Annotated in this window: 20 protein-coding genes and 1 riboswitch; of the genes, 10 read left to right on the top strand and 10 right to left on the bottom strand. The window is 44.6% G+C overall.

Translation table 11 applies throughout. The features are described 5' to 3' along the window. Positions 1 to 29 precede the first annotated feature (29 nt). Entirely contained in the window at positions 30 to 536 is a 507-nt protein-coding gene (locus A4V03_RS14965; protein ID WP_024987838.1) for a GNAT family N-acetyltransferase, read from the top strand. A gap of 597 nt (positions 537 to 1,133) precedes the next feature. Here the strand turns inward: A4V03_RS14965 and A4V03_RS14960 are convergent. After that, positions 1,134 to 3,581 carry a TonB-dependent receptor gene (locus A4V03_RS14960; protein ID WP_065540452.1) on the bottom strand — a complete coding sequence of 816 codons (2,448 nt, stop codon included), beginning with the start codon at positions 3,579 to 3,581 and terminating at the stop codon, positions 1,134 to 1,136. Positions 3,582 to 3,866: 285 nt separating this feature from the next. Here A4V03_RS14960 and A4V03_RS14955 point away from each other — a divergent pair, with 285 nt between their 5' ends. Next, positions 3,867 to 5,198 carry a WD40-like domain containing protein gene (locus tag A4V03_RS14955; RefSeq protein ID WP_065539488.1) on the top strand — a complete coding sequence of 444 codons (1,332 nt, stop codon included), beginning with the start codon at positions 3,867 to 3,869 and terminating at the stop codon, positions 5,196 to 5,198. A gap of 43 nt (positions 5,199 to 5,241) precedes the next feature. Here the strand turns inward: A4V03_RS14955 and A4V03_RS14950 are convergent, their stop codons facing one another. The 4 genes from A4V03_RS14950 to A4V03_RS14935 all read right to left on the bottom strand — a co-directional run bounded on the left by A4V03_RS14950 (position 5,242) and on the right by A4V03_RS14935 (position 10,086). Continuing rightward, positions 5,242 to 5,844: a response regulator transcription factor gene (locus tag A4V03_RS14950; protein ID WP_024987841.1), complete on the bottom strand. Its 603-nt coding sequence runs from the start codon at positions 5,842 to 5,844 to the stop codon at positions 5,242 to 5,244. A 17-nt stretch (positions 5,845 to 5,861) separates the two neighbouring features. Beyond that, complete coding sequence (locus A4V03_RS14945) at positions 5,862 to 7,514, bottom strand: NAD(P)/FAD-dependent oxidoreductase (protein ID WP_065539487.1); 1,653 nt, start codon at positions 7,512 to 7,514, stop codon at positions 5,862 to 5,864. An 80-nt stretch (positions 7,515 to 7,594) separates the two neighbouring features. Continuing rightward, on the bottom strand, positions 7,595 to 8,962 hold the full coding sequence (gene radA, locus A4V03_RS14940) for a DNA repair protein RadA (protein WP_024987843.1): 1,368 nt from the start codon (positions 8,960 to 8,962) through the stop codon (positions 7,595 to 7,597). A gap of 86 nt (positions 8,963 to 9,048) precedes the next feature. Continuing rightward, entirely contained in the window at positions 9,049 to 10,086 is a 1,038-nt protein-coding gene (locus tag A4V03_RS14935) for an asparaginase (RefSeq protein WP_065540451.1), read from the bottom strand. A 401-nt stretch (positions 10,087 to 10,487) separates the two neighbouring features. Here A4V03_RS14935 and thrA point away from each other — a divergent pair, with 401 nt between their 5' ends. The 3 genes from thrA (at position 10,488) to thrC (ending at position 15,557) form a co-directional block, all read left to right on the top strand. Further along, positions 10,488 to 12,923: a bifunctional aspartate kinase/homoserine dehydrogenase I gene (thrA, locus tag A4V03_RS14925; protein ID WP_065539486.1), complete on the top strand. Its 2,436-nt coding sequence runs from the start codon at positions 10,488 to 10,490 to the stop codon at positions 12,921 to 12,923. Positions 12,924 to 12,929: 6 nt separating this feature from the next. Continuing rightward, a complete protein-coding gene (locus A4V03_RS14920; RefSeq protein ID WP_065539485.1) occupies positions 12,930 to 14,138 on the top strand; it encodes a cofactor-independent phosphoglycerate mutase in 1,209 nt (402 codons plus the stop codon). A gap of 117 nt (positions 14,139 to 14,255) precedes the next feature. Next, positions 14,256 to 15,557, top strand: a complete 1,302-nt coding sequence (gene thrC / locus A4V03_RS14915) for a threonine synthase (RefSeq protein ID WP_065539484.1) — start codon at positions 14,256 to 14,258, stop codon at positions 15,555 to 15,557. Between the two features lie 128 nt (positions 15,558 to 15,685). Here thrC and A4V03_RS14910 read toward each other — a convergent pair whose 3' ends face one another. From A4V03_RS14910 to A4V03_RS14900, 3 genes are read right to left on the bottom strand one after another with little or no spacing between them, the layout of a single operon-like run. Continuing rightward, entirely contained in the window at positions 15,686 to 16,312 is a 627-nt protein-coding gene (locus tag A4V03_RS14910; RefSeq protein WP_065540450.1) for a thiamine diphosphokinase, read from the bottom strand. Beyond that, complete coding sequence (gene pnuC / locus A4V03_RS14905; protein ID WP_065539483.1) at positions 16,309 to 16,920, bottom strand: nicotinamide riboside transporter PnuC; 612 nt, start codon at positions 16,918 to 16,920, stop codon at positions 16,309 to 16,311. The genes A4V03_RS14910 and pnuC overlap by 4 nt, the downstream gene beginning before the upstream one ends. Before the next feature lie 12 nt (positions 16,921 to 16,932). After that, positions 16,933 to 19,182, bottom strand: a complete 2,250-nt coding sequence (locus A4V03_RS14900; RefSeq protein ID WP_065539482.1) for a TonB-dependent receptor — start codon at positions 19,180 to 19,182, stop codon at positions 16,933 to 16,935. Then, positions 19,183 to 19,279: riboswitch (TPP riboswitch) on the bottom strand. It abuts the gene before it with no gap. A gap of 131 nt (positions 19,280 to 19,410) precedes the next feature. Here A4V03_RS14900 and A4V03_RS14895 point away from each other — a divergent pair. Genes A4V03_RS14895 through A4V03_RS14885 form a run of 3 tightly spaced genes read left to right on the top strand, consistent with a single transcriptional unit; the run spans position 19,411 to position 21,282 of the window. Next, a complete protein-coding gene (locus A4V03_RS14895) occupies positions 19,411 to 20,313 on the top strand; it encodes a mechanosensitive ion channel family protein (RefSeq protein ID WP_065539481.1) in 903 nt (300 codons plus the stop codon). A gap of 50 nt (positions 20,314 to 20,363) precedes the next feature. Further along, positions 20,364 to 20,975, top strand: a complete 612-nt coding sequence (locus A4V03_RS14890; RefSeq protein WP_065539480.1) for a DJ-1/PfpI family protein — start codon at positions 20,364 to 20,366, stop codon at positions 20,973 to 20,975. Between the two features lie 55 nt (positions 20,976 to 21,030). Beyond that, on the top strand, positions 21,031 to 21,282 hold the full coding sequence (locus tag A4V03_RS14885) for a DUF7660 family protein (RefSeq protein ID WP_120467959.1): 252 nt from the start codon (positions 21,031 to 21,033) through the stop codon (positions 21,280 to 21,282). Between the two features lie 74 nt (positions 21,283 to 21,356). On the opposite strand, the gene A4V03_RS14880 is transcribed toward A4V03_RS14885, so the two are convergent. Further along, a complete protein-coding gene (locus A4V03_RS14880) occupies positions 21,357 to 22,643 on the bottom strand; it encodes an O-acetylhomoserine aminocarboxypropyltransferase/cysteine synthase family protein (protein WP_065539478.1) in 1,287 nt (428 codons plus the stop codon). Between the two features lie 177 nt (positions 22,644 to 22,820). Here A4V03_RS14880 and A4V03_RS14875 point away from each other — a divergent pair, with 177 nt between their 5' ends. Together A4V03_RS14875 and A4V03_RS14870 are read left to right on the top strand one after the other, a co-directional pair. Next, a complete protein-coding gene (locus A4V03_RS14875; protein WP_065539477.1) occupies positions 22,821 to 23,291 on the top strand; it encodes an Lrp/AsnC family transcriptional regulator in 471 nt (156 codons plus the stop codon). A gap of 137 nt (positions 23,292 to 23,428) precedes the next feature. Next, entirely contained in the window at positions 23,429 to 24,049 is a 621-nt protein-coding gene (locus A4V03_RS14870) for a hypothetical protein (RefSeq protein ID WP_065539476.1), read from the top strand. Positions 24,050 to 24,081: 32 nt separating this feature from the next. Here the strand turns inward: A4V03_RS14870 and A4V03_RS14865 are convergent, their stop codons facing one another. After that, positions 24,082 to 26,211, bottom strand: a complete 2,130-nt coding sequence (locus tag A4V03_RS14865; protein ID WP_065539475.1) for a cation:proton antiporter — start codon at positions 26,209 to 26,211, stop codon at positions 24,082 to 24,084. Positions 26,212 to 26,311 lie beyond the last annotated feature (100 nt).

Here is a 26,311-nt window from a genome sequence, read left to right as displayed (position 1 = left end):
TGTTTTATTCTTGAATAACTTTTCAAATGATGGAAATCAGATCTACCGAAATAAAAGATCTCCCTTTAGTGATGGAGATTTATGACTATGCCCGTGCCTTTATGCGTGCAACCGGAAATACTACTCAATGGATTGACGGTTATCCTTCTGAAGTATTGATTCGTCAGGAGATTGAAGAGGGGCATAGCTTTGTCTGTGCGGATGAACAAGGAGTGATATCAGGTACTTTTTGTTTTATATTGGGTGATGACCCTACTTATCAGCATATTTATGAGGGAGCATGGTTGAATGACGAACCTTATGGGGTAGTGCACCGGTTGGCAACGAACGGCACAAGGAAAGGGGTGGCGGCAGCTTGTCTGGACTGGTGTTTTCAACGGATGCCGAATGTCCGGGTGGATACACATCGGGATAATAAGGTCATGCAGCATATCTTGGAGAAGCATGGGTTTCAGCGTTGCGGTATCATCTATGTAAAGGATGGTACGGAGCGTATTGCTTATCAGAAAATACGGACTATGGTTGTACGGGAATGAATGAGAATTTGTTTTTCCCTACTGATTTGTATAAGTACTATCAACTTTTGATTCGTAAGTTCCACCGATTTCACCTTATAACTGAAATCCTTGTAAATAAGAAGGTCACGGGTGAAAGCGTGGGGTGAAATAAGGTGAAGCCCCTTGTTATCGCTTTCATCTATTGGAGTTGTTTATATCGGTTGTTGGGCATATAGATCCAATGTGGCCGGTATATAGCTCCAACGTATTGGCTATATATGTCCAACGTGTTGAATCTATATATGCTGTAACTCAACTATTAATATATTGTCATCAGATAGTTAATACTTGACGGCCAGACTGTTAATATCTGACAGTTTATCTATTAATACCTGACAGTGAATTTGCTATAAGCATATTCCGATTAGCTATAAGCATATCGGGATTAGCTATAATGATATTTGTTTTAGCTCAAGGGATATTTTGAGAAATAAGGTGAAACCGATATTGAACGGTTTCACCTTTGTTTATACCTTGCTTTCACCCGTTATCACCTTATTTATCGGTGTTTCAAGAATCAGGTGAAATCGATGAACAGCAGTCACATCTATGATGTTCGTGGAGGGCTGAGGGATTTTAGAACCGGCATCGGAGGTCTATCCCGAACTGCATCGGACGTCCTTTCTGCATGAATCCTTTATTCATTGTTTCAAAATAGAAAGCTGCGTAGTCCTTATTCAAGAAATTGCGTGCCCAAAAACTAATCATGGCATCTCCGATTTCGAGATTCGTTCTCCAGTTCAATGTTCCGTAGAAAGATTGGCTTACGTCATTCTGTTCTGTCCAGTAGATGCGTCCGGCAGCGTTATAATTAGCTTGGAATACTACACGGTCGAATATGGAGCGTGGGCTGCAAGTGATGGCATATTCCCCACCGATATTCAAGGTGTGTTTGGGAACGAAAGGGACGTATTTGCCGTTATAGTCATCTTTTATAGTAAGTTTTCCCTCTTTATCCTTTTCATATTCAACGTAGTCTGTAAAGGTAGCATAAGTATATCCGTAGCTTACGTTCAGGCTTAGTTTATTAGTCAGGTTGGCACGGAGAGAGGCTTCTGCACCATAGCTGCGACTTTTTCCGGCATTAAGGGTTGTACGTCCTAAACCGCTTGCAGCGAACTGAGAGATTTGTTGGTCATGCATATCCATGTAGAAAGCGGAAAGGTCTGCCCAAAGTTTACCTTCCCAAAGAGTGAGATGGCTTCCTACTTCATAGTTCCATGAATATTCAGGTTTATAGCGAGTGGCTTCTTTTACTTCAGGAACTTCATCTTTCTCTACATATTGGTCAATCATAGCAGCAAATTTGGAGAACTCGTCACTCTCTTTTATGGCATCTATCATTGAGTTTTTTAAATCTCCACTGATAAGGTCAGAAAACATTTGTACGTTGTAGCCGCCAGAACGATAACCTTTTGATACGGTTGCATACACATTGTTTCTTTTTCCCCATTCATATTGTAATGCGAATTTGGGGAGAAGCTGAACATAATCGTCTGATATTTTCCCGTCATAACCAGCATTTGCGAGCAGATTTTTAGCTTCTAACGACATAGATGGCATTGGGGGAGGAGCCATCATTTTCATGCTGAAGTTGAAATCGGTGGGGTCGCTCACAGAAGTATACTTCATACTCATCTTTTCGTAATCCAAACGTAAGCCGATAGTAAAAGACAATCCTTTTACAAAGAGGTCATTCAATGTCGATTGATGGAAAACTCCCGCATTCCAAATAGGAGTACTGAAGTCTCCGCCTACCAATAATGTAGGGTTGTTGACAGCCAAGTGTAATTTGGGAGCCGAAGGCTTCATGCCATCAAAAATGTTGTTTACATTTCCTTCAATAACATTTTTAACCCCGTCTTCCCAAAATGTCACAGGACCTTTTGTATTCAATGTTTGATATAAACCGAAAACTCCTGTTGCCCATTGGTATCTTTTATTTGCCTTCGATTTGAATACAATTTCTTCAGAAATAGTGTTAGACTTCTGTTTTTGTTCCAGTGTATAGATTGCTTTTTCTGTGAAATCCTGATCGAGAAACATGCGGTCGTTCAAGTTTTGATACCCTGTGACAGCACTTAATATAAAATTTTGAGCTTGATATTCGATATTAACACCCGTGTTGAGTAACCCACGGCGGTAACTGCTACGGTCATTATACGAAATCTTACCGATATAATCTGCCCGGTCTTCTGTCATTTCTTTACCCTTTTCTTTCGCTTTAGCTATCGCACTGGGGGTAATCCCGGTGTAATAATAAGGATAACCACCCTGATCGCTATATTCATAACTAAGTGCCAGACCTATTTTCAGATTGGATGTCGGCAGATAGATACCCCGGAAACGTCCGCCTCCGGCATTGCTTTTGTCTACCTTCTCATTGTCGCGTGCCGAATTCTCAAAGAAACCGCCCGTGTGTTCGTAAAAGCCACCGGTAGAGAATGCGAAACGGTCGGACAGGCGGTGATAGTGGGTCAACGATATGTTGTAGTCATTGTAGGTTGCCGCTCCCATGCGTATGTCGGTTCCCTGATAGGTGAAGGGGGATTTGGTATGCACTTTGATAAGCCCGCCCATCGTGTTACGTCCGTAGAGAGTGGCTTGAGGCCCGCGAAGCACGTCGATACGTTCAATATCAGCATAGTTAAAATCGAATGCAGATTTATCAATATAAGGGATATTGTCTACATAAAGTCCTACGGACGGGGTGTTGATGCGTGAGCCGATTCCGCGGATATAAATGGAAGTGGTCAGTTTGGAACCATAATCGGGGATAAACAGATTGGGGACGATGCCTGTCAGTTTTTTCACAGAGTTCACCTGATTGGCACGCATGTTCTCTTGCGATAAAACAGTGGCTGCCATCGGCAGATCACGCAATTTACGGTTCTCTTTCGGGGTGGCAATCACTACCACTTCTTCGATGTCTACTATTTTTAGTGAGTCTTTTGGGAAATTCTCCGCCCATGCTGTCCCCGCTGTCAGGAGCATGAGGGCAATCATAATCTTTTTTGTCTTCATTTGTTGTTCATTTACCGGATGCAAAGTAACGGCAAATAAGAGAAACGGGCAATCCTCATTTATTAGGATTTCGGTTGTATGCTCTATTCCGTCACATCCGATTTTTGTTTCCGATTCTGTTTGACGCATTCATTGATTCTGCTTGACACATTCATTCCATTAGGACCGGCTATTCTTTGTGAATAATTTATAAAAAGCAATCGTCTACCGTATACTTTACTGCATGGTTATCTTATATTTACAACCCATTATTCTTATTCACTAATTCACTAAATAAAATTAACTATGAAATCTATTCTTTCCTCCATTCTCCTGACCCTCTCTCTTTGCGGGCTTTTTAGTGCATGTGGCAACGATGACGATTCATCACAAATACAATTAGTGACCGACTACGGAGTGACGGAAGCCGGGCAAACGCTCCGGCCGGGCGATATCGTACATATTTACGGCAATGGCTTTCAGGCAAACGACTGTGTGGAGTACGACTTCCGTTGGGACACCGGTGAGCAGATGTTTCCCGAAGGATTTCGAGGTCCTGTCGCTGCCGAGATTGCAGAGAGCCGTCCGGATGGGATAGACGTGCGTATGCCTTACCGCATGCCGCCTTCCCGTGTCGATATATTCTTGCGTAGAGAAGGCGACAGAATGTTGATGGGCAAGATATTGCTGTCAGACGGGCAGACACCCAAAGATTTCCGGCTCTATGCACTCGACAGCCAACGGCACACGATTGACAGGATAGGGGCGGATGGCACAGCGAATGCATCAGCAAATGTATGGGACATCAGCACACGGCCGGATTTCCATTCCATCGCCAACTGCGTATATACCTATGGATTGTGCGGACTTTCGAAAGCGCACGGCATACAGCAACCCTTCTTCCTCGATTTCTGTACCGGTGAATGGAGGCCGTTGTATACCACTGGTTATGGTACATTGGCATTGGTTACCGGAAAACATAGTATGGTTTCTGCTTTTGTGAGAAATCAAAAGGGTTCCTACTACCTTGATAATATCTCCGCTGATTTGGAACAAAGCAACTATGCCGTTCCGACCCGGATGAATGTCGGTTCCGGTTCTGTTATGGGTAGTGCATCTCCGCTGCCTGAAGGATTGAGTGCGGAGCAGTTTGGCGACTATCCCGGAGTGTTTGCGCAAGACCAACGGTTGCTTATTCTATTGTCGGCAAAAATCGGTGAGGGAAAATGGGCGCCTGTGCTTTACAGTCCCTCAAGATTTCATGTACAGGAAACTGTAGAGGCCGATGCGCTTATCCCGTTTTATTTCAGCGTGCGCCTTCCGGCAACAGAAAGCGGGGATACTTTTGCCACGAAGGTAGGGTATGTGGTTTCGGATTCTGCCGATAAAGGCGGCAGCCGTTTTTACTTGTTGGACGTCCCCCAAAGCGAGTGGTGGACGCAAGAGCCGTTTGCCGTTTTGCGGGGTAAGGTAATCTCTGTGTCGCACAACTTTGAGCGCCCCGGCACATTTACCGTATTGTCCGAAAAGGACGGCACATATACGGTTGCCGATTATGACTGGAACCAAGGCGAATGGCAAGCACCTGTCCATACTGCTACCGATATGACATACAGCGCCATAGCATGGGGCAATTAAACGAATCTGTGTGGCGGCGGCCTGTGTGCATTTCTTGTCGCCGTCAGATGCGGTCTACCTCGATATATCCGTTCATCACGGCATAGATAGTCAGTCCTGAGACGGACTTGATGCCCAATTTCTCAGTGATATTCTTCCGGTGAGTGATGACAGTGGTCAGACTGATGTTCAGTTTGTCTGCAATCTCTTTATTAATCAGTCCTTTGGAGAGGAGCACGAGCACTTCAATCTCGCGTGCGGACAGCAGTTCCTGACAAGGTTGCTGCGCAGGCACGGGTGGCATGTCCTTCATCGGATAGCCGCCGTGGTGGGCGTGTTGGTGAAGTTTTAGGATACTCTTCACCAATTCTTCTTCTCCTTCGTAAATGTTGAGCACGGGCACGCCGCTTAGCTGAAACTGCGGACTGTCGCTTGCCAGCACAATCGTTTTGCGTTTTCGCGGAAGGAAGAAGGCATTGTGCTCCACGTAGACCTGTGCGGAGATGAAGTAATGGGCATACATATCCGGAGTATCGTCCATTAGCTCATTGAAACGCCGGAAGATACGTATCGTTGCCATTGGAATCATCTCTTCGAGGATTCCTTTCAGACCGAGACAGGTGAGGGTATTCGGTTCTATAATGGCTATTTCGGGTGATGTATTCATAACTCTGTGTGTCATGATCAACGGTTGATATACTGTGCTGCCGCTTCCGCACATCGCTCGCCGTCCACTCCGGCAGAAACGATTCCTCCGGCGTAGCCTGCGCCCTCCCCGCAAGGGAATAGTCCGCGGACAGTCACATGTTGCAACGTCTCCTTGTCGCGTACGATGCGGACGGGAGAAGAAGTGCGTGTCTCCACCCCAATCATCACCGCTTCATTGGTGAGGAAACCCTGACTGCTGCGTCCGAATTGCTGGAAACCGTGAGATAACCTCCGGCTGATGAACTCCGGCATCCAAAAGTGAAGCGGTGAAGCAATCAGTCCCGGTGCGTATGACGATTCGGGTAAGTCATAACTTAGTTTCTTATGGGTGAAATCCAGCATGCGTTGTGCAGGAGCCGTCTGCCTTCTGCCGCCTTGCAACCAACACTGACGTTCCAATTCTTCCTGAAAATGAAGGACGGGAAGAAGTTGGGTATTGAGTATGGAGAGTTGGGAATTGCTCAGAGATGGATTAAGTGCTAACAACTGCTCGGTTTGTTGCGTAGTCAACTCTCCGTTCTCCGCTTTCCGCTCTGCGCTTGTCAAATCTTCCGGTTGTATCTCCACCACCATTCCCGAGTTGCTCCAACGCGAGCCGCGATTGGAAGGAGACATACCGTTTACTACCACTTGCTCCGGTCCGCTGGCGGCAGGGACGATGAAACCGCCGGGACACATGCAGAAACTGTACACTCCTCTACCTTCAACCTGCGTGACGAAACTGTATTCGGCAGCGGGAAGGTACTTTCCTCTTCCGTTCTTATGGTGATATTGTATTTGGTCAATCAACATAGCCGGATGCTCCAGACGGACTCCGACTGCAATGCCTTTCGCTTCAATCGCCACATTGTTTGCCGCCAGCCAACGATATACATCTCTTGCCGAATGTCCAGTTGCCAGTATCACAGGACCGAGAAAAGTTTTTCCTGTATTTGTTTCGATGCCTTTGACTTCCTCATTCTCGATAATCAATGCTTCCATTCGTGTTTGGAAATGCACTTCACCGCCACATTCGATGATGGTGTTCCGCATATTTTCGATGACACGCGGCAACTTGTCTGTCCCGATATGCGGATGAGCGTCTACTAATATTGCCGTAGAGGCCCCATGCTGGCAGAATACATTCAGGATTTTATCTATGTTCCCTCTCTTTTTGCTCCGGGTATAGAGTTTTCCGTCCGAATAGGCTCCTGCACCTCCTTCGCCAAAACTGTAATTCGATTCCGGGTCAACCGCGTGTTCCCTGCTGATTTGCGCCAAATCCTTTTTCCGCTCGCGCACGTCTTTTCCGCGTTCTACGATAATCGGGCGCAAACCAAGTTCGATAAGACGTAGGGCTGCAAATAGTCCGCCGGGACCTGCGCCCACAACAATCACTTGCGGCTTTCCCTCTACCTTATTATATATAGTATGTTCGTATTCGTCATCCTTGGGCATCTCGCGGATGTATGCCCGTACCTTCAGATTGACGAAGATAGTCCGCTGCCGTGCATCGATGCTCCGTTTCAAGATGCGGGTAGCGGTGATTTCACGTAGGTTCACTCCTTTTTCTTTAGAAAGATATTCCTTTAGTTTCTGTTCGTTTGCTGCGATTTCGGGAAGTATGCGGAGTTGGTATTCTTGTATCATTTAGTTGTTATTGATATTATTTTCGACTATAAAATTGATAAAGCGGATTATTTATTCATCAGTGACTATTTATCAGTGCCCTATCCGAATAGAGCTCTGAACGCTTCTTCCACCTTTCTCACCGGAACTAACTCAATCTTCAGTTTCTTGGTGTCAATCCCTTGTAAATTATACTTCGGCAACAGAAAACGTTTGAATCCTAATTTCTCGGCTTCACCGATACGTTGCTCTATTCTGTTCACTGGTCGAATCTCTCCCGACAGTCCGATTTCTCCCGCCATGCAAACTTCCGGTTCAATGGCTGCGTCCATATTGGACGAAAGGATAGCGCTGATAACCGGCAAGTCGATAGCCGGGTCATTTACCTTCAGTCCTCCGGCAATATTCAGAAACACATCTTTTTGCGCCAGTTTGAATCCGACACGTTTTTCGAGTACAGCCAGCAGCATATTCATTCTTCTCAAATCGAAACCGGTTGCCGAGCGTTGAGGATTTCCATAAACAGCAGAGCTGACCAAAGCCTGTGTCTCAATCAGGAACGGGCGGATCCCTTCGATAGCGGAAGCGATGGCTACTCCGCTCATTCCCTCATGGTCCTGACTCAGCAATAGCTCCGATGGATTGCTTACCTGACGCAACCCGTCCTGACGCATTTCATAAATACCCAGTTCTGCCGTACTGCCGAAACGGTTCTTGATGCTGCGTAGAATACGGTACATATAATGCTGGTCGCCTTCAAACTGGAGAACGGTATCAACGATATGCTCCAGTACTTTGGGACCTGCGATGCTTCCTTCCTTATTGATATGTCCGATCAGCAACACAGGCGTATGCGTTTCTTTCGCGAAACGAAGAATAGATGCCGAACACTCTCTGACTTGTGCAATGCTTCCGGGAGACGATTCGATACTCTCAGTTGAAATAGTCTGTATAGAATCAATGATCACTAAATCGGGATTTGTATTCTTGATATGCACATAAATCTGTTCGAGCGAAGTCTCACAAACAATCAGGCAATCGCTGGAAACACCGGAAAGGCGGTCGGCGCGAAGTTTCAGTTGGCGTGCGCTTTCTTCACCGGACACATAAAGAATCTTCTTTTCCGGCATGTGCAGTACGGTCTGCATGACGAGTGTGGATTTGCCGATTCCCGGTTCGCCGCCTATCAGGACAAGAGAACCCGGCACAAGTCCGCCACCCAACACACGGTTCAACTCATCATCGTGCATATTGATGCGTGGCTCGTCGTCCACTTCAATATCGCTAAGTGCCAGTGGTTTGGGTTTCTGTGTTTCAATGCCCGACACCGGCCGGCGGTTGGTCGGTTCTTTCCGTACGATTTCCTCAACATACGTATTCCATTCTCCACACGACGGACATTTACCCACCCATTTCGGTGAATCCTGTCCGCAATTACTGCATACATATACGGTTTTCTCTTTTGCCATCGAAATTCCTTTCTTCTTGTAGGGTACAAAAATAGGGATAATTTATTAGAAATAAGTTATCCCTGCCTAATAGAAATAGATGACCCCTATAGAGTTATCTCTCCCGCCATCGAACGGTTCATCCGGTCGCGCACTTCATCCGGTGTATATCCATGTCCTAACAGGAACATTAATTTAGTGACAGCCGATTCTGTCGTACTGTCATAACCGGAGACAACGCCCGCCTGCAATAACTGGTATCCCGTTTCGTAACGTTCCATCTCTACCGTCCCCGCGTTGCATTGTGTCACGTTGACAATCACGATACCACGTGCGCTAGCCTGGCAAAGCCGACGGATAAACCATTCTTTCCGGGGAGCGTTGCCCGAACCGTACGTTTCGAGCACGACAGCCTTGAGTCCGTCAATCTCCAGAATGGCGGCAATCACATTTTCCTGGATGCCTGGGAAGAGTTTCAGTACCACAACATTGGTATCTAGCAGATAATGAGGCTTCAATTCCCGCTCTTTATCATTTACGTGAATCTGTACATTATTATATTTAATATGAATCCCCGCTTCTGCCAACACCGGATAATTGAAAGACTGGAACGCATTGAAGTTCTCGGCATTCATTTTCGTCGTGCGGTTTCCCCGCATCAGATGGTTTTCAAAGAAGATACATACTTCCGGTACGAGCGCTTTCCCTTCCTTATTTTGTGCGACGGCAATCTCGATGCTGGTCATCAGGTTTTCCTTTCCGTCCGTGCGGAGTACACCTATGGGAAGTTGTGAACCTGTGAGGATAACAGGTTTATCGAGTCCTTCGAGCATAAAACTCAATGCAGAAGCAGTGTAAGCCATCGTATCCGTTCCGTGCAGGATGACGAAGCCATGGTAGCGGTCGTAATTTTCATGAATGATGCGTACCAGCTTCCGCCACATATCCGGTTCCATGTCCGACGAATCCATTGGAGGATCAAACTGGTAGGTGTCAATCGGAAAGTTGAATTTTTGCAGTTCGGGGATATACTTTTGCAGTTGCTCGAAGTTAAAGTTCTCCAGAGCACCTGTCGTGGCATTCTCGAACATGCCAATTGTTCCACCAGTGTATATTAGCAATACGGAAGTATTTAATGGATTCATAAGCTGATTTTGTGCGATTGTTTTCGCAAATATAATAATATATTTGATATATAAGTAGCAAAATGTCATAAAAGTAAAGGCGGATGACAGGACGGATAGAAGACGGAAGATTCTTTTTATCAGAAAAAAACCGAAAAAAGTGATAGATTGAACGTTTTTATTATTACTTTTGCGACACTTATCAAAAACAAGAGTAGAAACAAGGACTATGATGAAGTACTATCCGCATACAGTCACATCCATGTGTACCATGACCCTTAGGGGTTGATGGATAGTTTTTGTGTATCTACGTGATTCACGCTTGTATAAGCAGGCAAAATTCAAATTCAATTTTATTCGTAAACAACCAATCGTTCTGTAAAAAGCAAACTGCAGGACATTGCATTTAAATAAGTATCTTCATGAAAGTAATGAAATTCGGCGGAACGTCCGTAGGTTCCGTGAACAGCATTTTAAGCGTAAAGAGAATTGTAGAGTCGGCAAGTGAGCCGGTAATTGTAGTTGTTTCCGCATTGGGAGGCATCACTGACAAATTGATAAATACATCAAAGATGGCGGCAGCAGGAGATTCAGCATACGAGGGCGAGTTCCGCGAAATCGTTTACCGTCATGTGGAGATGATTAAGGAGGTGATTCCTGCCGGAGAAAAGCAAGTGTCGTTGCAACGTCAGATTGGCGAACTGCTGAACGAGTTGAAGGACATCTTTCAGGGAATTTACCTGATTAGAGACCTTTCTGCCAAGACCTCGGATACAATCGTCAGCTATGGTGAACGCCTTTCATCCATCATCGTTACCGAACTGATTGACGGAGCCAAATGGTTCGATTCGCGTACTTTTATCAAGACCGAAAGAAAACATAGCAAACACACGTTGGATACCGACCTGACTAATAAGTTGGTGAAAGAGGCTTTCCAATCTATCCCTAAAGTGTCATTGGTGCCGGGATTCATCTCTTCGGATAAGACGACGGGAGATGTGACGAATCTCGGACGTGGTGGTTCAGATTATACGGCTGCCATTATTGCTGCGGCTCTGGATGCGGCAAGTCTGGAAATCTGGACGGATGTAGACGGATTTATGACGGCTGACCCGCGTGTCATTTCAACTGCTTATACCATTACGGAATTGAGTTATGTAGAAGCGACCGAACTTTGTAACTTCGGTGCAAAGGTGGTTTATCCGCCAACTATCTATCCCGTATGTCACAAAAATATTCCTATTATAATAAAGAATACCTTCAATCCGGACGGAGTGGGAACGGTTATCAAACAAGAAGTTTCCAATCCGCAGAGCAAGGCTATCAAAGGTATTTCCTCCATCAACGACACCAGCCTGATTACTGTTCAGGGACTTGGTATGGTGGGTGTGATCGGTGTAAACTACCGCATCTTTAAAGCATTGGCTAAGAACGGAATCAGTGTATTCCTCGTGTCGCAGGCTTCATCGGAAAACAGTACTTCCATCGGTGTGCGTAATGCCGATGCCGACCTGGCTTGCGAAGTGCTGAACGAAGAATTTGCCAAAGAAATAGAGATGGGCGAGATTTCTCCAATTCTCGCGGAAAGCGATTTGGCTACTGTTGCTATTGTAGGCGAGAATATGAAACATACACCGGGCATCGCAGGTAAGCTATTCGGTACGTTGGGACGCAACGGTATCAACGTAATCGCTTGTGCACAAGGTGCTTCGGAAACCAACATCTCTTTTGTTGTCGATTCCAAATCCTTACGCAAGTCACTGAACGTCATCCATGACTCTTTCTTCTTGTCCGAATACCAGGTATTGAACCTCTTTATCTGCGGTATCGGTACGGTAGGTGGCAGCCTCGTAGAACAGATTCGTTGCCAACAGCAGAAACTTATGATGGAAAACGGATTGAAACTCCATGTGGTAGGTGTCATTGATGCTGCCAAGGCAATGTTCAGCCGTGAAGGTTTCGATCTTTCTAGTTTCCGTCAGGAACTGTTGGAGAAAGGAAAAGAAAGTAACCTGCAAACCATTCGCGACGAGATTATCGGAATGAACATCTTTAACTCCGTCTTTGTAGACTGTACCGCCAGCGCTGACATTGCATCGCTTTACAAAGATTTCCTGCAACACAATATCTCTGTGGTAGCAGCCAACAAGATTGCCGCTTCTTCTGCTTACGAAAACTATCGCGAACTGAAAACAATTGCCCGCCAACGTGGCGTGAAATATCTGTTCGAAACAAACGTAGGTGCAGGTCTTCCGATTATCAATACAATCAACGACCTGATTCATAGCGGCGATAAGATTCTGAAGATTGAAGCAGTGCTTTCAGGCACACTGAACTATATCTTTAATAAAATCAGCGCCGATATTCCTTTCAGCCGTACCATCAAAATGGCACAGGAAGAACGCTACTCCGAACCGGATCCGCGTATCGACCTGAGCGGAAAAGACGTCATCCGTAAACTGGTTATCCTGGCACGTGAAGCCGGATACCGCATCGAACAGGAAGACGTAGAAAAGAACCTCTTTGTTCCGAACGATTTCTTCGAAGGTTCTCTGGAAGATTTCTGGAAACGTGTTCCAAGTCTCGACGCAGACTTTGAAGCTCGCCGTCAGGTATTGGAGAAAGAAAATAAACACTGGCGTTTCGTAGCCAAACTGGAGAACGGAAAAGCCTCTGTCGGCTTACAGGAAGTAGGCGCCAACCACCCGTTCTACGGCTTGGAAGGCAGCAACAACATTATCCTGCTTACTACAGAACGTTATAAAGAATATCCGATGATGATTCAGGGATACGGCGCCGGCGCCGGAGTAACGGCTGCCGGAGTATTTGCCGACATCATGAGCATCGCAAACGTTTAAAGCCTTATGAAGCATATCATCATATTGGGAGACGGAATGGCCGACTGGCCGGTGAAGTCATTAGGGGACAAGACGCTCCTGCAATATGCGAAAACGCCATATATGGATCAGTTGGCCCGTATGGGACGTAACGGCCGCCTGATTACCGTGGCAGAAGGTTTCCATCCGGGTAGTGAAGTAGCCAACATGTCTGTGTTGGGATATAATCTTCCGAAAGTGTACGAAGGTCGTGGACCGCTCGAAGCTGCCAGTATCGGCGTGGATCTGAAACCGGGCGAGATGGCAATGCGTTGTAACCTGATTTGTGTGGAAGGAGAGATTCTGAAGAATCACTCCTCCGGGCATATATCTACGGAAGAAGCGGACGTATTGATTCAATACTTGCAAGAGAAACTGGGCAACGACCGCGTGCGTTTTCATACGGGAGTCCAGTACCGCCACCTGTTGGTTATCAAAGGGGGAAACAAGGAACTGGACTGTACTCCACCGCACGATGTGCCCTTGAAGCCTTTCCGTCCGCTAATGGTGAAACCATTGGTACCGGAAGCTCAAGAAACGGCTGACCTGATTAACGACCTGATTCTGAAATCACAGGAATTGTTGAAAGACCATCCGCTGAACCTGAAACGTATGGCAGAAGGCAAAGACCCCGCCAATAGTATTTGGCCCTGGAGCCCCGGTTATCGTCCGCAGATGACTACTTTCTCCGAAACTTTCCCGCAAGTGAAAAAAGGTGCGGTGATTTCGGCAGTCGATCTGATAAACGGAATCGGTTATTATGCCGGATTGCGTCGCATTGTAGTAGAAGGGGCAACCGGCTTGTATAATACGAATTATGAAAATAAAGTGGCTGCTGCATTGGAAGCCTTAAAAATCGATGACTTTGTCTACCTTCATATCGAAGCCAGCGATGAGGCAGGACACGAAGGAGACATCGACTTGAAACTTCTCACTATCGAGAATTTGGATAAACGTGCCGTAGGACCTATCTACGAAGCAGTGAAAGATTGGGATGAACCGGTAGCAATAGCCGTATTGCCTGACCATCCTACTCCCTGCGAACTTCGTACGCACACTTCCGATCCTATCCCGTTCCTTATCTGGTATCCGGGAATTGAGCCGGACGAGGTGCAAACTTACGACGAAGTATCTGCCTGCAATGGTAGTTATGGTGTGTTGAAAGAAGACGAGTTCATTAAAGAATTTATGAAATAATGTTCACTACAGATTACACAGATTTAAAATGAAAAGAGACTTTTGTATTATGTAATAATAGAGAAAATATCTGTGTAAATCTGTGTAATCTGTAGTGAGCACTAAAAATATCATCCCATGAAATATTATAGTACGAATAAACAAGCGCCTAATGCCTCACTGCAAGAAGCGGTGGTGAAAGGACTTGCTGCCGATAAAGGGCTGTTTATGCCTATGTCCATCAAACCGCTTCCACAAGATTTTTACGATTCGATTGAAAGCTTGTCCTTCCAGGAGATTGCTTATCGTGTAGCCGATGCTTTCTTCGGTGAGGACGTTCCTGCCGATACTCTGAAACAGATTGTATATGATACCTTAAGTTTCGATGTACCTTTGGTGAAAGTAGCGGAGAATATCTACTCACTCGAACTTTTCCACGGACCGACACTAGCCTTCAAAGATGTGGGCGGTCGTTTCATGGCGCGTCTGCTGGGATACTTTATTAAGAAGGAAGGTCAGAAGAATGTAAATGTACTGGTAGCCACTTCCGGTGATACGGGAAGTGCTGTGGCTAACGGTTTTCTGGGTGTGGACGGTATTCATGTATATGTGCTTTATCCGAAAGGAAAAGTCAGCGAAATACAGGAAAAGCAATTCACCACACTGGGACAGAACATCACTGCCCTCGAAGTGGACGGAACGTTTGATGATTGCCAGGCATTGGTAAAAGCTGCTTTCATGGATAAGGAGCTGAATGAACATCTATCATTGACTTCTGCCAATTCCATCAATGTAGCCCGTTTCCTGCCGCAAGCATTTTATTATTTCTATGCTTACGCCCAGTTGAAGCGCGCCGGAAAAGCTGACAATGCAGTAATCTGCGTGCCTAGCGGAAACTTCGGAAATATCACTGCAGGTCTGTTCGGTAAGAAAATGGGATTGCCTGTGAAACGTTTTATTGCAGCCAACAACCGCAACGATATTTTCTATCAATACCTGCAAACAGGCGAATACAACCCGCGTCCGTCTATTGCAACCATCGCTAACGCCATGGATGTAGGCGATCCGAGCAACTTTGCCCGTGTACTCGATTTGTATAAAGGTTCTCATGCCGCTATCTCCGCCGAGATTTCGGGAACTACCTATACCGACGAACAAATCCGTGAAACTGTGAAAGAGACTTGGAAAGAATACCATTATCTGCTCGACCCTCATGGGGCATGTGGCTATCGTGCATTAGCAGAAGGTTTACAACCGGGCGAAACGGGTGTATTCCTTGAAACAGCCCATCCTGCCAAGTTCCTCGAAACGGTAGAAAGTATCATTGGTGAAACGGTGGAAATACCTGCCAAATTGCAGGAATTTATGAAAGGCGAGAAGAAGAGCCTTCAAATGACAAAAGACTTTGCGGACTTCAAGAAGTATCTGCTGACGCTTTAATTTTCTTCTTAGGAATGAGTTTGTGCCACCGTGTTGGCACGGTTGTGCCATTGAGGTGTCACGGCTGTGCCAACACGGTGGCACAGTTGTGACAATGGCTTGGTACAAGTCTGCCGTTTAAATGTAGTTTACACAAAAGCTAGGAATATCAAATACTCTCCTGTACAATGAATGGTAAACTCATCGGCTATTGCTTCGTTAAGCGTACCCTGCCACCAATTAGTGAAGTCACTGAGCGGATAAACCAATCCTTCCTCCTTTAATCCTTTTGCTCCGAAATTGATAATCGAAATCTGTTGTCCGGGATGGGACTCGAATGTCTGTGTACCGTTCACAGACATAAATACACCGTAGTCCGTAATTGTCCTTATTTCCATGCCCTCTTTCATATAGTCAATCAGCAGGCTGATATTTCCCAGCGTATGGTCTTCCCGTTTGCCGGTAGCTCCGACAATGGCAATCTTGCGGAATCCTTTCTCTTGCAGAAAGAGAACAGCTTTGGTTTGGTCGTTCGTTTCCTGGTCGGCTATCTGGTGTACGATAGAAGAGAAACGTTCTTTATATTCCGGTGAAAGAGAATCACCGTCACCGATAATCACGTCCGGTGTATGTCCACGAGAGATATATTCATTGGCTGCACCGTCACAACAAGCTACGAATTTAGCTTCTTCCAATATTCGCAAGGGAAGAGTGTGAGTAGGATATTCACCGTTAGCCAATATCACGGCTTCGGGCGTATAGTCTTCGTTTATCATTGTTGTATGCTCATTAATTTTTTCCATTTGAAGTAGCCAAAGATAGCTATAATGGAGTAAAGTCCATATAAAGCAGAGGTAAAATAAAGGTCTTTATAGATATACAGCCCGCAACAAACGATGTCTACAAGTATCCAAGCAAACCATTGTTCGATATATTTGCGTGCCAGCATCCACATGCCGACAATGCTCAGTGCCGTGGTGAAGCTATCCAGCCATGGTACATTGCTGTCCGTGTATTCAATGAGTATCCAGGCAATGCCGATAAATGCAAAGATAAATACCTGAAAAAGAGGTGAATAACATTTTTGTGGAGTGTACACGATGGGAAGGTCTTGGGGCTTGTTATCAGCAGAAGCATCTGCTGACTGTTCACCTTCCTTTTTTCTGTGTCCCCACATCCAAAAGAACCAACCGTAGATGGCAGCTATCAGATAGTAGATATTGATACCGAAATCGGCATACAGTCCTGCTTTGTAATATACGAAGATATAGATGGCAGGCATCACAATACCTGCTATCCAAAGGTAGATACTTGCCCGGTACTCCAACCAAAGATAGACTAGACCGACAATCGTACCGAATATTTCCAGAAAATTCAATTCCATAGCCCTGTGGTATTAAAAGCGGAAAGAAACATGTCCTATAACGTTTGTTCCTGCCTGCGCTGCATATCCGGCATAGTTTCCCCGATTCTCCACCGTATCGGTGTAGTCGCTCGAAGCCCAACCGTTGTTTTCATATTTTTCATTAAACAGATTGTACACAGTGAACCCTACCGTGACTTCTTTCAACACCTTCTTGGGACGGAAGGAGTACGCCAGATTGAGGTTACTGACAAAATATTTATCAAGAATCAATTCTTCTACTTCCGCATTTGTCATATACTGTTTGCTTACGAACTGTGATTGCAGAGCTGCTTCGAATCCCTTATAAATGAATGAGAAGCGGTTATTAAATAGAAAGTCGGGTGAGAAAGCGATGTGAGTGTCTTTATGCTTGATCTGAACAGTCGGGAGGGAAGTAGAGCTACCGTCGTCATTATAGTGGTAGCCCGGCAGGCTTTCTACAAAATTCTGGATGCGGTTTTTGCTCCATGTAGCGTTGATGTCCCATTGAAACCATTTACACGGTTTGATTCCCAGCATTAGCTCAACTCCCATACGATAACTGTCCGGCACGTTTTCGGTTAGTGCTTCACCTATATCGTTTAAAGCTCCGGTCAGAACCAGTTGGTCGGTATAATCCATGTAGTAGAAGTTTGCACCTGCCGTCAGCCATTGGTTGGCGAAAGTATATCCTGCTTCATAGTCGAGCAGTTTTTCAGCTTTTGGATACGAATCCGGATCGCCATCTGTATAATTGTTTCTTGTCGGTTCCTTTTGAGCAACCGAGAAAGAGGCATAAACGCGATGGTTGGACGTGATGTTCCAGTTTAATCCGACTTTCGGGTTAAAGAAATCGAACTTCTTGTCTACTGCCAATGGACGCAGGGCATTTTTGCTCCAGTCATATTTATCATTGTTGCCATCGATGGTATAGTCGATGTGTCGATACTGAAGATCGGCATACGCGCTTAATCCTTTGGTAAGATCGTAGTTTGCTTTCAGATAAATATTTCCATCGGTCTTTTGGGATTTATTGCGGTAATATTCATGGTCGGGAGATAGAGTGCCCACATAATTCTTCACCCAGGGAACTCTTCCGAAGTTATTGCCCCGGTATTGATTCACCCCGCCTCCTAGAGACGTATTCAGCCTGTTGACCGTATAATTGAGAGAAAAAACGCCGCCACCGAATTTGTTGTCCATCTTCTTCTGACGGATTAAATCGCTTTTGGTTATTTCGATTCCATCAATTGTGAATGGTTTCAGACCATATTCTATAAGGGATCTGCCGTCTTTGTACTCTTCGTAATAGCCGTTGCCTTTGGTATAATGCAAGGCAACATTCAGATTCCAGGCTGTCGAGAAAGTATGATTGAAGAGAAGCTGATAATTCTTTTGCAGATAATTATCCGTTTGGTCGTCATAAAAATGCTTGTTGCCGTTGGCGTCGGTGTACATCTCGCCACAGGGGTTGTAGCGTCTGCCGAAATCCTCCATTTCCTTTTTGGTTGCGTATCCCCAGGCATGATATGTCTTTTCTTTTCCGGCAAATGCAATCAGTTTCACAGATGTGTTTTCTGCAAAGTAGCCTCCTTGCAAGTAGTAAGAGTTCAAGTCTACCGAAGCGCGGTCTATGTATCCGTCCGTACCGATATTGGAAAGACGGGCGTCAAACGTCCAATGATTATTGAGCAAACCGGTTCCTACTTTCACCGTTTCCTTGTGCGTGTTGAATGAACCGTATGAACCGTTGAATTCGGCATACGGCTTCATGGATGCACCTTCAGTCTGCATATTAACGCTGGCTCCGAAGGCACCTGCCCCGTTGGTAGACGTACCTGCGCCTCGTTGCACTTGCATATCTTTTACGGAGGAAGAAAAGTCGGGCATATTTACCCAGAACAGATTATGGCTTTCGGCATCGTTCATCGGTATGCCGTTTACCGTGATGTTGATACGTGTACCGTCGGTTCCGCGCACGCGAAGAGTCGTGTAGCCGATACCTGCTCCTGCATCCGATGTGGTCAGTGTAGAAGGAGTCATGCTTAACAGATAAGGGATATCCTGTCCGAAGTTAACCTTCTTCAATTCTGCTTTGCCTATATTGGTGAATGCCACGGGAGTTTTGGCGGTGGCACGCGTGGATACTACCTGCACTTCTTGCAGGTTTACTACTTTCATACTATCCTTTACACTCGTCTGTGCATGAACAGGGATGCCTACGCCTGATAAGGCGATGGCCATCCATATAACTTTTTTCATCTTGCTTATTAATTAGTTCTCTACGCCGGCATTACCCGGATCAGATTCTATGGGTATGTTCTCAGCCCGTCATGTTAAGGCACCCCTACCAGTGAATCGGTTACAAAAATACAGCTTTTGCAGGAGGAAAGCAAAAAAAACTTTTAGATTCACTAAAAACAATATAACTTTGTAACTTATTAGAATAGCCATATAACTGTTTACTCATTTTAATATACATTTTTAATTATGCTATTATTACAAGCAACACAAGCTGCGGATTCTGTACAAGTGGCCGCAGATAAATTAATGAAAGAAGCGATTGCCAATGCTGACGGATTGGACAAACTCTCGCTGATTACCCAACAATTGATAGACTTTGCCATTCGTGCCGGAGAACGTATACTGATTGCGGTCATTGTCTTTATCGTCGGACGTTTCCTTATCTCTATGCTTAATAAGTTTGTCGGGCGTTTGATGGATAAAAGGAAAGTGGATGTAAGTATCAAGACTTTTGTAAAAAGCTTGGCGAATATTACGTTGACTGTATTGTTAATCATTTCTGTAGTAGGTGCTCTTGGCGTTGAAACCACCTCGTTTGCTGCTTTGTTGGCTTCTGCCGGTGTGGCTGTCGGTATGGCTTTATCCGGTAATTTGCAGAATTTTGCGGGAGGTTTGATTGTATTGTTGTTTAAGCCATATAAAGTGGGAGATTGGATAGAAAGTCAGGGAGTTTCTGGTACAGTGAAAGAAATACAGATCTTTCATACTATTTTGACTACTGCAGATAATAAAGTGATTTATGTGCCGAATGGTGCAATGAGTAGTGGAGTGGTAACCAACTATAGTCATCAGGAAACCCGTCGCGTGGAATGGATTGTTGGGGTAGATTATGGAGAAGATTATGAGAAAGTGCAGAAAATCGTTTATGATATTCTTGCTGCTGACCAACGTATTCTGAAAGAACCGGCTCCTTTTGTGGCTCTTCACGCGCTGGACGCCAGCAGTGTGAATGTAGTGGCACGTGTATGGGTAAATAGCGGAGATTACTGGGGTGTTTATTTCGATATAAATAAAGCGATTTACGAAACCTTCAATGAAAAAGGTATCAACTTCCCTTTCCCTCAACTTACAGTACATCAGGGAAATTAATTATGATACGCCCATTCTTCCCGTATTTTAAACGTTAGAAAAATGATGTTATGAGCAACGAAATTCTATATATCCTCCTGCCGGATTATGCGGCACATGAAATTGTATATCTTTCACAAGCCATAGCCTCTGATGAGTTCGCTCTGAAAGAGAACCCGAAATATGTCAATAAGGCTGTCGCTCCGACAATGGAGCCGGTAAAATCCATCGGTGGCTTTCGAACTTTACCTGATTATTCGTTTGAAACGATGCCCGATGATTATGCAGCGTTAGTGCTGATTGGCGGTTTTGGTTGGACTACTCCTGTTGCAGAGCAGGTTGTACCGATTGTTCAACAAGCCATTGAGAAAGGAAAGATTGTCGGTGCAATCTGTAATGGAGCTTCATTTATGGCAAAACACGGATTCCTCAATGCAGTCAAGCATACCGGCAATGGCTTGGAACAGCTACAACTTTGGGGAGGCCACAACTATACTCATCCTGACGGATATGTTCATGCGCAAGCGATCTGCGACAAAAACATTGTGACGGCAAACGGTTCGGCAACGCTTGAATTTGCCAAAGAACTGCTTCTGCTGCTTGAAAACGAAACGCCTGAACGCATCGAAATGTACTATCAGTTCAACAAGCAAGGCTTTTGCTTGCTTTCCGGTAAACAATGATTGTATGGATATTGAATCACATGGAATATGAAGTATTGAATCATAACAAATGACTATGGATTGTATTTCTAAACGTATCGAAGAAATATCGTCCAAAAAAGCCTTTTTGGCATTCTTGGACGAACTGAATAGCAGTTTCCTGAAAAATTCTGAAGAATGGGAAAATCGGACAATAGATGAATTTCTTAACGCCATGCAATCGTGGATAGAGGATTATTCTTCATCAGAGTTTAATGATATTGATTGGGGAAAGGTTGATTATTCGTTGCTTGCGAGGATTCTATATATGGGAAAAATATATGAATAGAAATGTCATATTTGATTATAAAGAAATAGAACGAACAATCAAAGATAATCATCTTCCATTTCAATGATTGAATGTTAGATTTCGGCAAGTGCCTGATCCAAATCTGCAATCAGGTCATCGATATGTTCTGTTCCAATGGATAGGCGTACGGTGCCCGGATAAATTTCCTGTTCGGCTAGTTCCTGTGCATTGAGCTGCGAATGGGTCGTGCTCGCCGGATGGATCACCAATGATTTCACGTCGGCCACATTGGCAAGCAGGGAGAAAATCTCCAGACTGTCGATAAAGCGGTGTGCTTCTTCTTGTCCGCCTTTTACCTCGAAAGTGAAGATAGAACCAGCACCGTTCGGAAAATAACGCTGATACAGTGCATGGTCGGGATGGTTGGATAATGACGGATGATTCACTTTCTTCACTTTCGGATGATTGTTTAAGAAATTCACTACCTTTAAAGCATTTTCTACATGACGCTCTACACGTAAGGAAAGAGTTTCCAGACCTTGTAGCAGGATAAAAGCGTTGAATGGGCTGATGGTAGCTCCTGTGTCACGCAGCAAAATGGCACGGATGCGGATTGCATAGGCAGCCGGACCGGCTGCGTCGACAAAGCGTACGCCATGATAGCATGGATCGGGTTCGGTCAACTGTGGGAATTTGCCGGAGGCTACCCAGTCGAATTTGCCTGAATCTACAATGACTCCTCCCAATGAGGAACCGTGTCCGCCAATGAACTTTGTTGCGGAATGTACTACGATATCTGCTCCGTGTTCGATGGGGCGGATTAAATACGGAGTTCCGAATGTGTTGTCGATAATCAGAGGTATTTGGTGGCGGTGGGCTATTTCTGCCACTGCTTCTATGTTCATGATATTTGAGTTCGGATTTCCCAAAGTTTCGATAAATACGGCTTTCGTATTTTCTTGAATAGCTTTTTCAAAGTTCGACAAATCGCTTGGGTCAACGAATGTTGTTGTGATGCCATAGCTGGGCAAGGTATGAGCCAGCAGGTTATAACTTCCTCCGTAAATAGTTTTGGCTGCTACAATATGATCGCCTGCACGAGTGATATTTTCGAAAGCATAAGTGATGGCAGCGGCACCCGAAGCGACTGCCAGTCCTGCTACCCCTCCTTCAAGAGCGGCTACGCGTTGTTCAAAAACTCCTTGAGTGGAGTTGGTCAGACGGCCGTAGATGTTTCCCGGGTCCTGCAGTCCGAAGCGTGCGGCTGCATGGGCGGAGTTGTGAAATACATAAGAGGTGGTCTGGTAAATAGGAACTGCGCGGGCATCTGTTGCCGGGTCTGCTTGTTCTTGTCCTACATGAACCTGTAAAGTCTCGAAGTGTAATTTCTTTGTTACCATAATCGTATATTTTTAAGTTTACTATTTTTTCTTTATTTTCTTGCAAAGTTATGAGGTGTAGATATATTGAACAAGATACGGCTGAAATATAGAAAATAATACTATTTTTGTGCGGTTGTATGGAATAATACAACTGCGTTATTCCTGGAAATCACCTTTTAGAAGAATATTTTTCTTATGGATACTTTTGATAAGCTGGATAAAGTAGATTTGCAAATACTCCGTACTTTGCAAGAGAATGCCCGATTGACAACGAAAGAGTTGGCTGCACGGGTGAGTCTTTCTTCCACTCCTGTTTTCGAACGTCTTAAACGGTTGGAGAATGGAGGTTATATAAAGAAGTATATTGCCGTATTGGATGCGGAAAAGCTGAATCAGGGATTTGTCGTGTTCTGTCGTGTGAAGCTTAGACGCCTGAATAGGGATATAGCGGCAGAGTTTACACAGATCATACAGGACATTCCTGAAGTCACCGAATGTTATAACATATCAGGAAGTTATGATTATCTGTTGAAGATTCATGCTCCCAACATGAAATACTATCAGGAGTTTATTCTGAATGTGTTGGGGACGATTGATAGCTTGGGATCACTGGAAAGTACATTTGTGATGGCGGAAGTGAAGCATCAATATGGAATACATATATAGCTGTTCCATATTGTATTTTTGCTCGATAGGTTGGTGAACAATCTGCCCGGGAATTAATTTATTTTGTAAAAGCGAAATATTGGCAGTATAACCTTTATCTTTGCATTAATTTAAAAACAAAGCTCCAATTAAAAAAAATGAAAACAATATTATTAGCAGTAGGTACGCTCTGCCTCATGGCAGGTTGCTCGTCAAAAGAGGCAAGCTCAAAAGGAATCGTAAGTGATGCAACCATGAATACGGTAACGATTGTTACCGATAAGAACGATACTCTTTCGTTCAGTACAGTGGAGGCAAATAAAGATGAAGTCAACAGTTTGCTTCTGAATGATACGTTGGAAGTGTTCTATACCGGAAACTATACACCGGGAATGCAGGCTTCTAAATTAGTTCAGTATCCGCAATCTCCACTTATGGGAGGTGACCGGGATGAACATGGCTGTATCGGTTCTGCCGGATATGTATGGTGTGAAGTGCAAAAAGACTGTATCCGCCTGTTTGAGAAAGGAATCCGCACGGAAGCGGTGGACGGTAGCAATGCTTCTGCTTTCATTGTGTTTAGTCCCGACTCTACGAAACTGGAACTTTTCTTTTCCAATAATCAGCCCAATGAAATATTGGAGAGACGTGGACTGCCTTCAGGAGGTTATGCATGGAACGTGGAAGATGATGATACGAAAAATGTACGCTTGATAGATGGTTTGTGGACAATCAGCCAAAGAAATAACTTAATTTATAGCCAAAAGGTCGAAAGCTGATTTTATCAGTTCCGGCTTTCTGACGCTCTTTATCACTCTTTCTTAAACCATCTGTAAAACCATTTACCGACCTTTTCGTAATGTAGGGTTTCGGTATCAGTATATAGCTTGGAGAAGAAAGACGTATCCAACGGTTCTCCCGACTGATTGGGATATAGCACGATAAAGCTATTGTTGGAGAAATATTTCCCGAGCTGTCTCGGTAACTTCTCAAAAGAACTGTCATACGAAAGAGTTCCCGGTCGTGCACTGATAATAACCAATAAATGATCGTAACTTACCTGCCCTGTCAATACCAGCAGGTCATTCCAGTCTTCTAAGATAGAGAAGTCGGTAAGCGTCTGTTTGTGCCTTTTCTTTATCCACGCTTGCAGGCGGATGGTTGTTTTTTCATTGGCAAAGAAATGTACCCGGCATCCGAGAGTGCTTCCCATGCGACAGAAGTGCTCCATCCAATGCGGAAAACCGGATTCATATTCAGCTTTAGGAGGGACGGCAACGACAATCCGTTTGATCGTATGGACCGGTATCAGAAATTTAGAGATAATTATTTCACAGTTTAATCCGTTCAACAAATGTTCGGCAAGTATTCCAAAGTATGAATCTGTGATGTTTTTTTTGCGGTGCAAGCCGGTGATAATACTCGTAACCCCATTCTCCTTGACTGAATGGATAATGCCGGAAGCTATATTCAAATCATATCGGGTGACCTTTTTGAGTGATACATTCGTTTCCGTTGCTGTCATTTCGGCTTTTTCCAGATAATATTTGCTTCGAATTCGTTGATTATCAGAATTATTATCATCGTTGATAACATTTAATGCCAGGAGATTATCTTTCAATTTGGGGTCACGTATGACTAGAGAAAGATTCACCATGTCCTCGATAGTGTTCGGGTTGGCTATGGATATTAAAATCTTCTCTGTTTCTTTTGAAGGTTCATTTTCAGGTTGTGAATCATCCATTGCCATTTTTCTGGCTGTCCGTTCGGTAATCAGTGAACTCACTACGCAAGTGACCAGGATAAGCAAGACTGTTCCGTTCAGTACATCATCATTCAATAAACGTTCGCCGGTGGGCAGAATAATGTTGTATCCAACTAACACTGCCGCCAATGTGGCTGCTGCCTGTGCATTGCTCAAACCATACATCAGATTTCGTTCTAGAACAGACATCTTGTATATCTTTTGAGTGAGCCAGCAAGCAATCCATTTGCCTGTCAGTGCCATAGTTATCATCACGGCGGCAACTTTTAAGGCATCCCCCTCTCCGAAAATAACACGTAGGTTGATTAACATTCCCACTCCGATAAGGAAATAAGGAATAAACAGTGCATTACCAACGAACTCTAAATGATCCATCAATGGAGAGACGTGTGGGATGAGCCGGTTAAGTACCAATCCGGCGAGAAAAGCTCCTAAAATACCTTCCATGCCCACAAGCTCCATCAGCCCCGCTCCTAAAAAGACCATCGCAAGCACGAAAATAAATTGCATCACGTTGTCATTGTACCAGTGAAAGAACCAACGACCGATGCGCGGAAAGAAATAAATGATCAATGCTCCTAGAAAGATTACTTTTACCACCAGCCAAATCCAAAACAATCCTCCGGTTTCTCCTTTGAACAATCCGCCTATAACAGCCAGTACCAACAGTGTGAGTGTATCCGTTACGGCCGTTCCTCCTACGGCAATGCTTACGCTACGATGGCGTGATATGCCGAAGCGGGTGACGATGGGGTATGCCACGAGCGTATGGGAAGCATACATGCTGGCTAATAACACAGAAGTGATTACACCATATCTCAGATAAGATACATTTGCCACGAATCCAATCCCGATGGGAACGATAAAAGCCAGTAATCCGAGCACCAATGCTTTGTTTCGCGTCTCTTTGAAATCTCCCATATTCATTTCCAGGCCAGCCAGGAACATGATATAATAAAGCCCGACTTTCCCGAATAACTGAAAACTGTTGTCTCGTGCCAGAATGTTAAATCCATGTTCGCCAATAGCCAGTCCCGCCAGGATCATACCGATAATATGAGGGATGCGCAGTTTATTCAATAATATCGGAGCAAACAATATAATTAGGAGTACAAGGAGAAATATCCATGTAGGGTCGGTAATAGGGAATGTTAAATCAAGGCCAATCCAATTCATAATTTGACAAGTTCGTGATATTTTCGTTGCAAAATAACTTAAAAAAATGCTTCTAAAAAAGTATTAGGTAACATAAGTTCGATAGAAGGCAGAATGTGCG

Source organism: Bacteroides caecimuris, from assembly GCF_001688725.2.
Taxonomy (GTDB): Bacteria; Bacteroidota; Bacteroidia; order Bacteroidales; family Bacteroidaceae; genus Bacteroides; species Bacteroides caecimuris.
The sequence above is the reverse complement of the archived record's forward strand: the minus strand, read 5'-3'. Positions and strand labels throughout refer to the sequence as shown.

Coding starts and splice junctions, on each gene's coding strand:
- A4V03_RS14965 (WP_024987838.1), top strand. CDS start 30: ATGGAAATCAGATCTACCGAAATAAAAGATCTCCCTTTAGTGATGGAG.
- A4V03_RS14960 (WP_065540452.1), bottom strand. CDS start 3,581: ATGAAGACAAAAAAGATTATGATTGCCCTCATGCTCCTGACAGCGGGG.
- A4V03_RS14955 (WP_065539488.1), top strand. CDS start 3,867: ATGAAATCTATTCTTTCCTCCATTCTCCTGACCCTCTCTCTTTGCGGG.
- A4V03_RS14950 (WP_024987841.1), bottom strand. CDS start 5,844: ATGAATACATCACCCGAAATAGCCATTATAGAACCGAATACCCTCACC.
- A4V03_RS14945 (WP_065539487.1), bottom strand. CDS start 7,514: ATGATACAAGAATACCAACTCCGCATACTTCCCGAAATCGCAGCAAAC.
- radA (WP_024987843.1), bottom strand. CDS start 8,962: ATGGCAAAAGAGAAAACCGTATATGTATGCAGTAATTGCGGACAGGAT.
- A4V03_RS14935 (WP_065540451.1), bottom strand. CDS start 10,086: ATGAATCCATTAAATACTTCCGTATTGCTAATATACACTGGTGGAACA.
- thrA (WP_065539486.1), top strand. CDS start 10,488: ATGAAAGTAATGAAATTCGGCGGAACGTCCGTAGGTTCCGTGAACAGC.
- A4V03_RS14920 (WP_065539485.1), top strand. CDS start 12,930: ATGAAGCATATCATCATATTGGGAGACGGAATGGCCGACTGGCCGGTG.
- thrC (WP_065539484.1), top strand. CDS start 14,256: ATGAAATATTATAGTACGAATAAACAAGCGCCTAATGCCTCACTGCAA.
- A4V03_RS14910 (WP_065540450.1), bottom strand. CDS start 16,312: ATGATAAACGAAGACTATACGCCCGAAGCCGTGATATTGGCTAACGGT.
- pnuC (WP_065539483.1), bottom strand. CDS start 16,920: ATGGAATTGAATTTTCTGGAAATATTCGGTACGATTGTCGGTCTAGTC.
- A4V03_RS14900 (WP_065539482.1), bottom strand. CDS start 19,182: ATGAAAAAAGTTATATGGATGGCCATCGCCTTATCAGGCGTAGGCATC.
- A4V03_RS14895 (WP_065539481.1), top strand. CDS start 19,411: ATGCTATTATTACAAGCAACACAAGCTGCGGATTCTGTACAAGTGGCC.
- A4V03_RS14890 (WP_065539480.1), top strand. CDS start 20,364: ATGAGCAACGAAATTCTATATATCCTCCTGCCGGATTATGCGGCACAT.
- A4V03_RS14885 (WP_120467959.1), top strand. CDS start 21,031: ATGGATTGTATTTCTAAACGTATCGAAGAAATATCGTCCAAAAAAGCC.
- A4V03_RS14880 (WP_065539478.1), bottom strand. CDS start 22,643: ATGGTAACAAAGAAATTACACTTCGAGACTTTACAGGTTCATGTAGGA.
- A4V03_RS14875 (WP_065539477.1), top strand. CDS start 22,821: ATGGATACTTTTGATAAGCTGGATAAAGTAGATTTGCAAATACTCCGT.
- A4V03_RS14870 (WP_065539476.1), top strand. CDS start 23,429: ATGAAAACAATATTATTAGCAGTAGGTACGCTCTGCCTCATGGCAGGT.
- A4V03_RS14865 (WP_065539475.1), bottom strand. CDS start 26,211: ATGAATTGGATTGGCCTTGATTTAACATTCCCTATTACCGACCCTACA.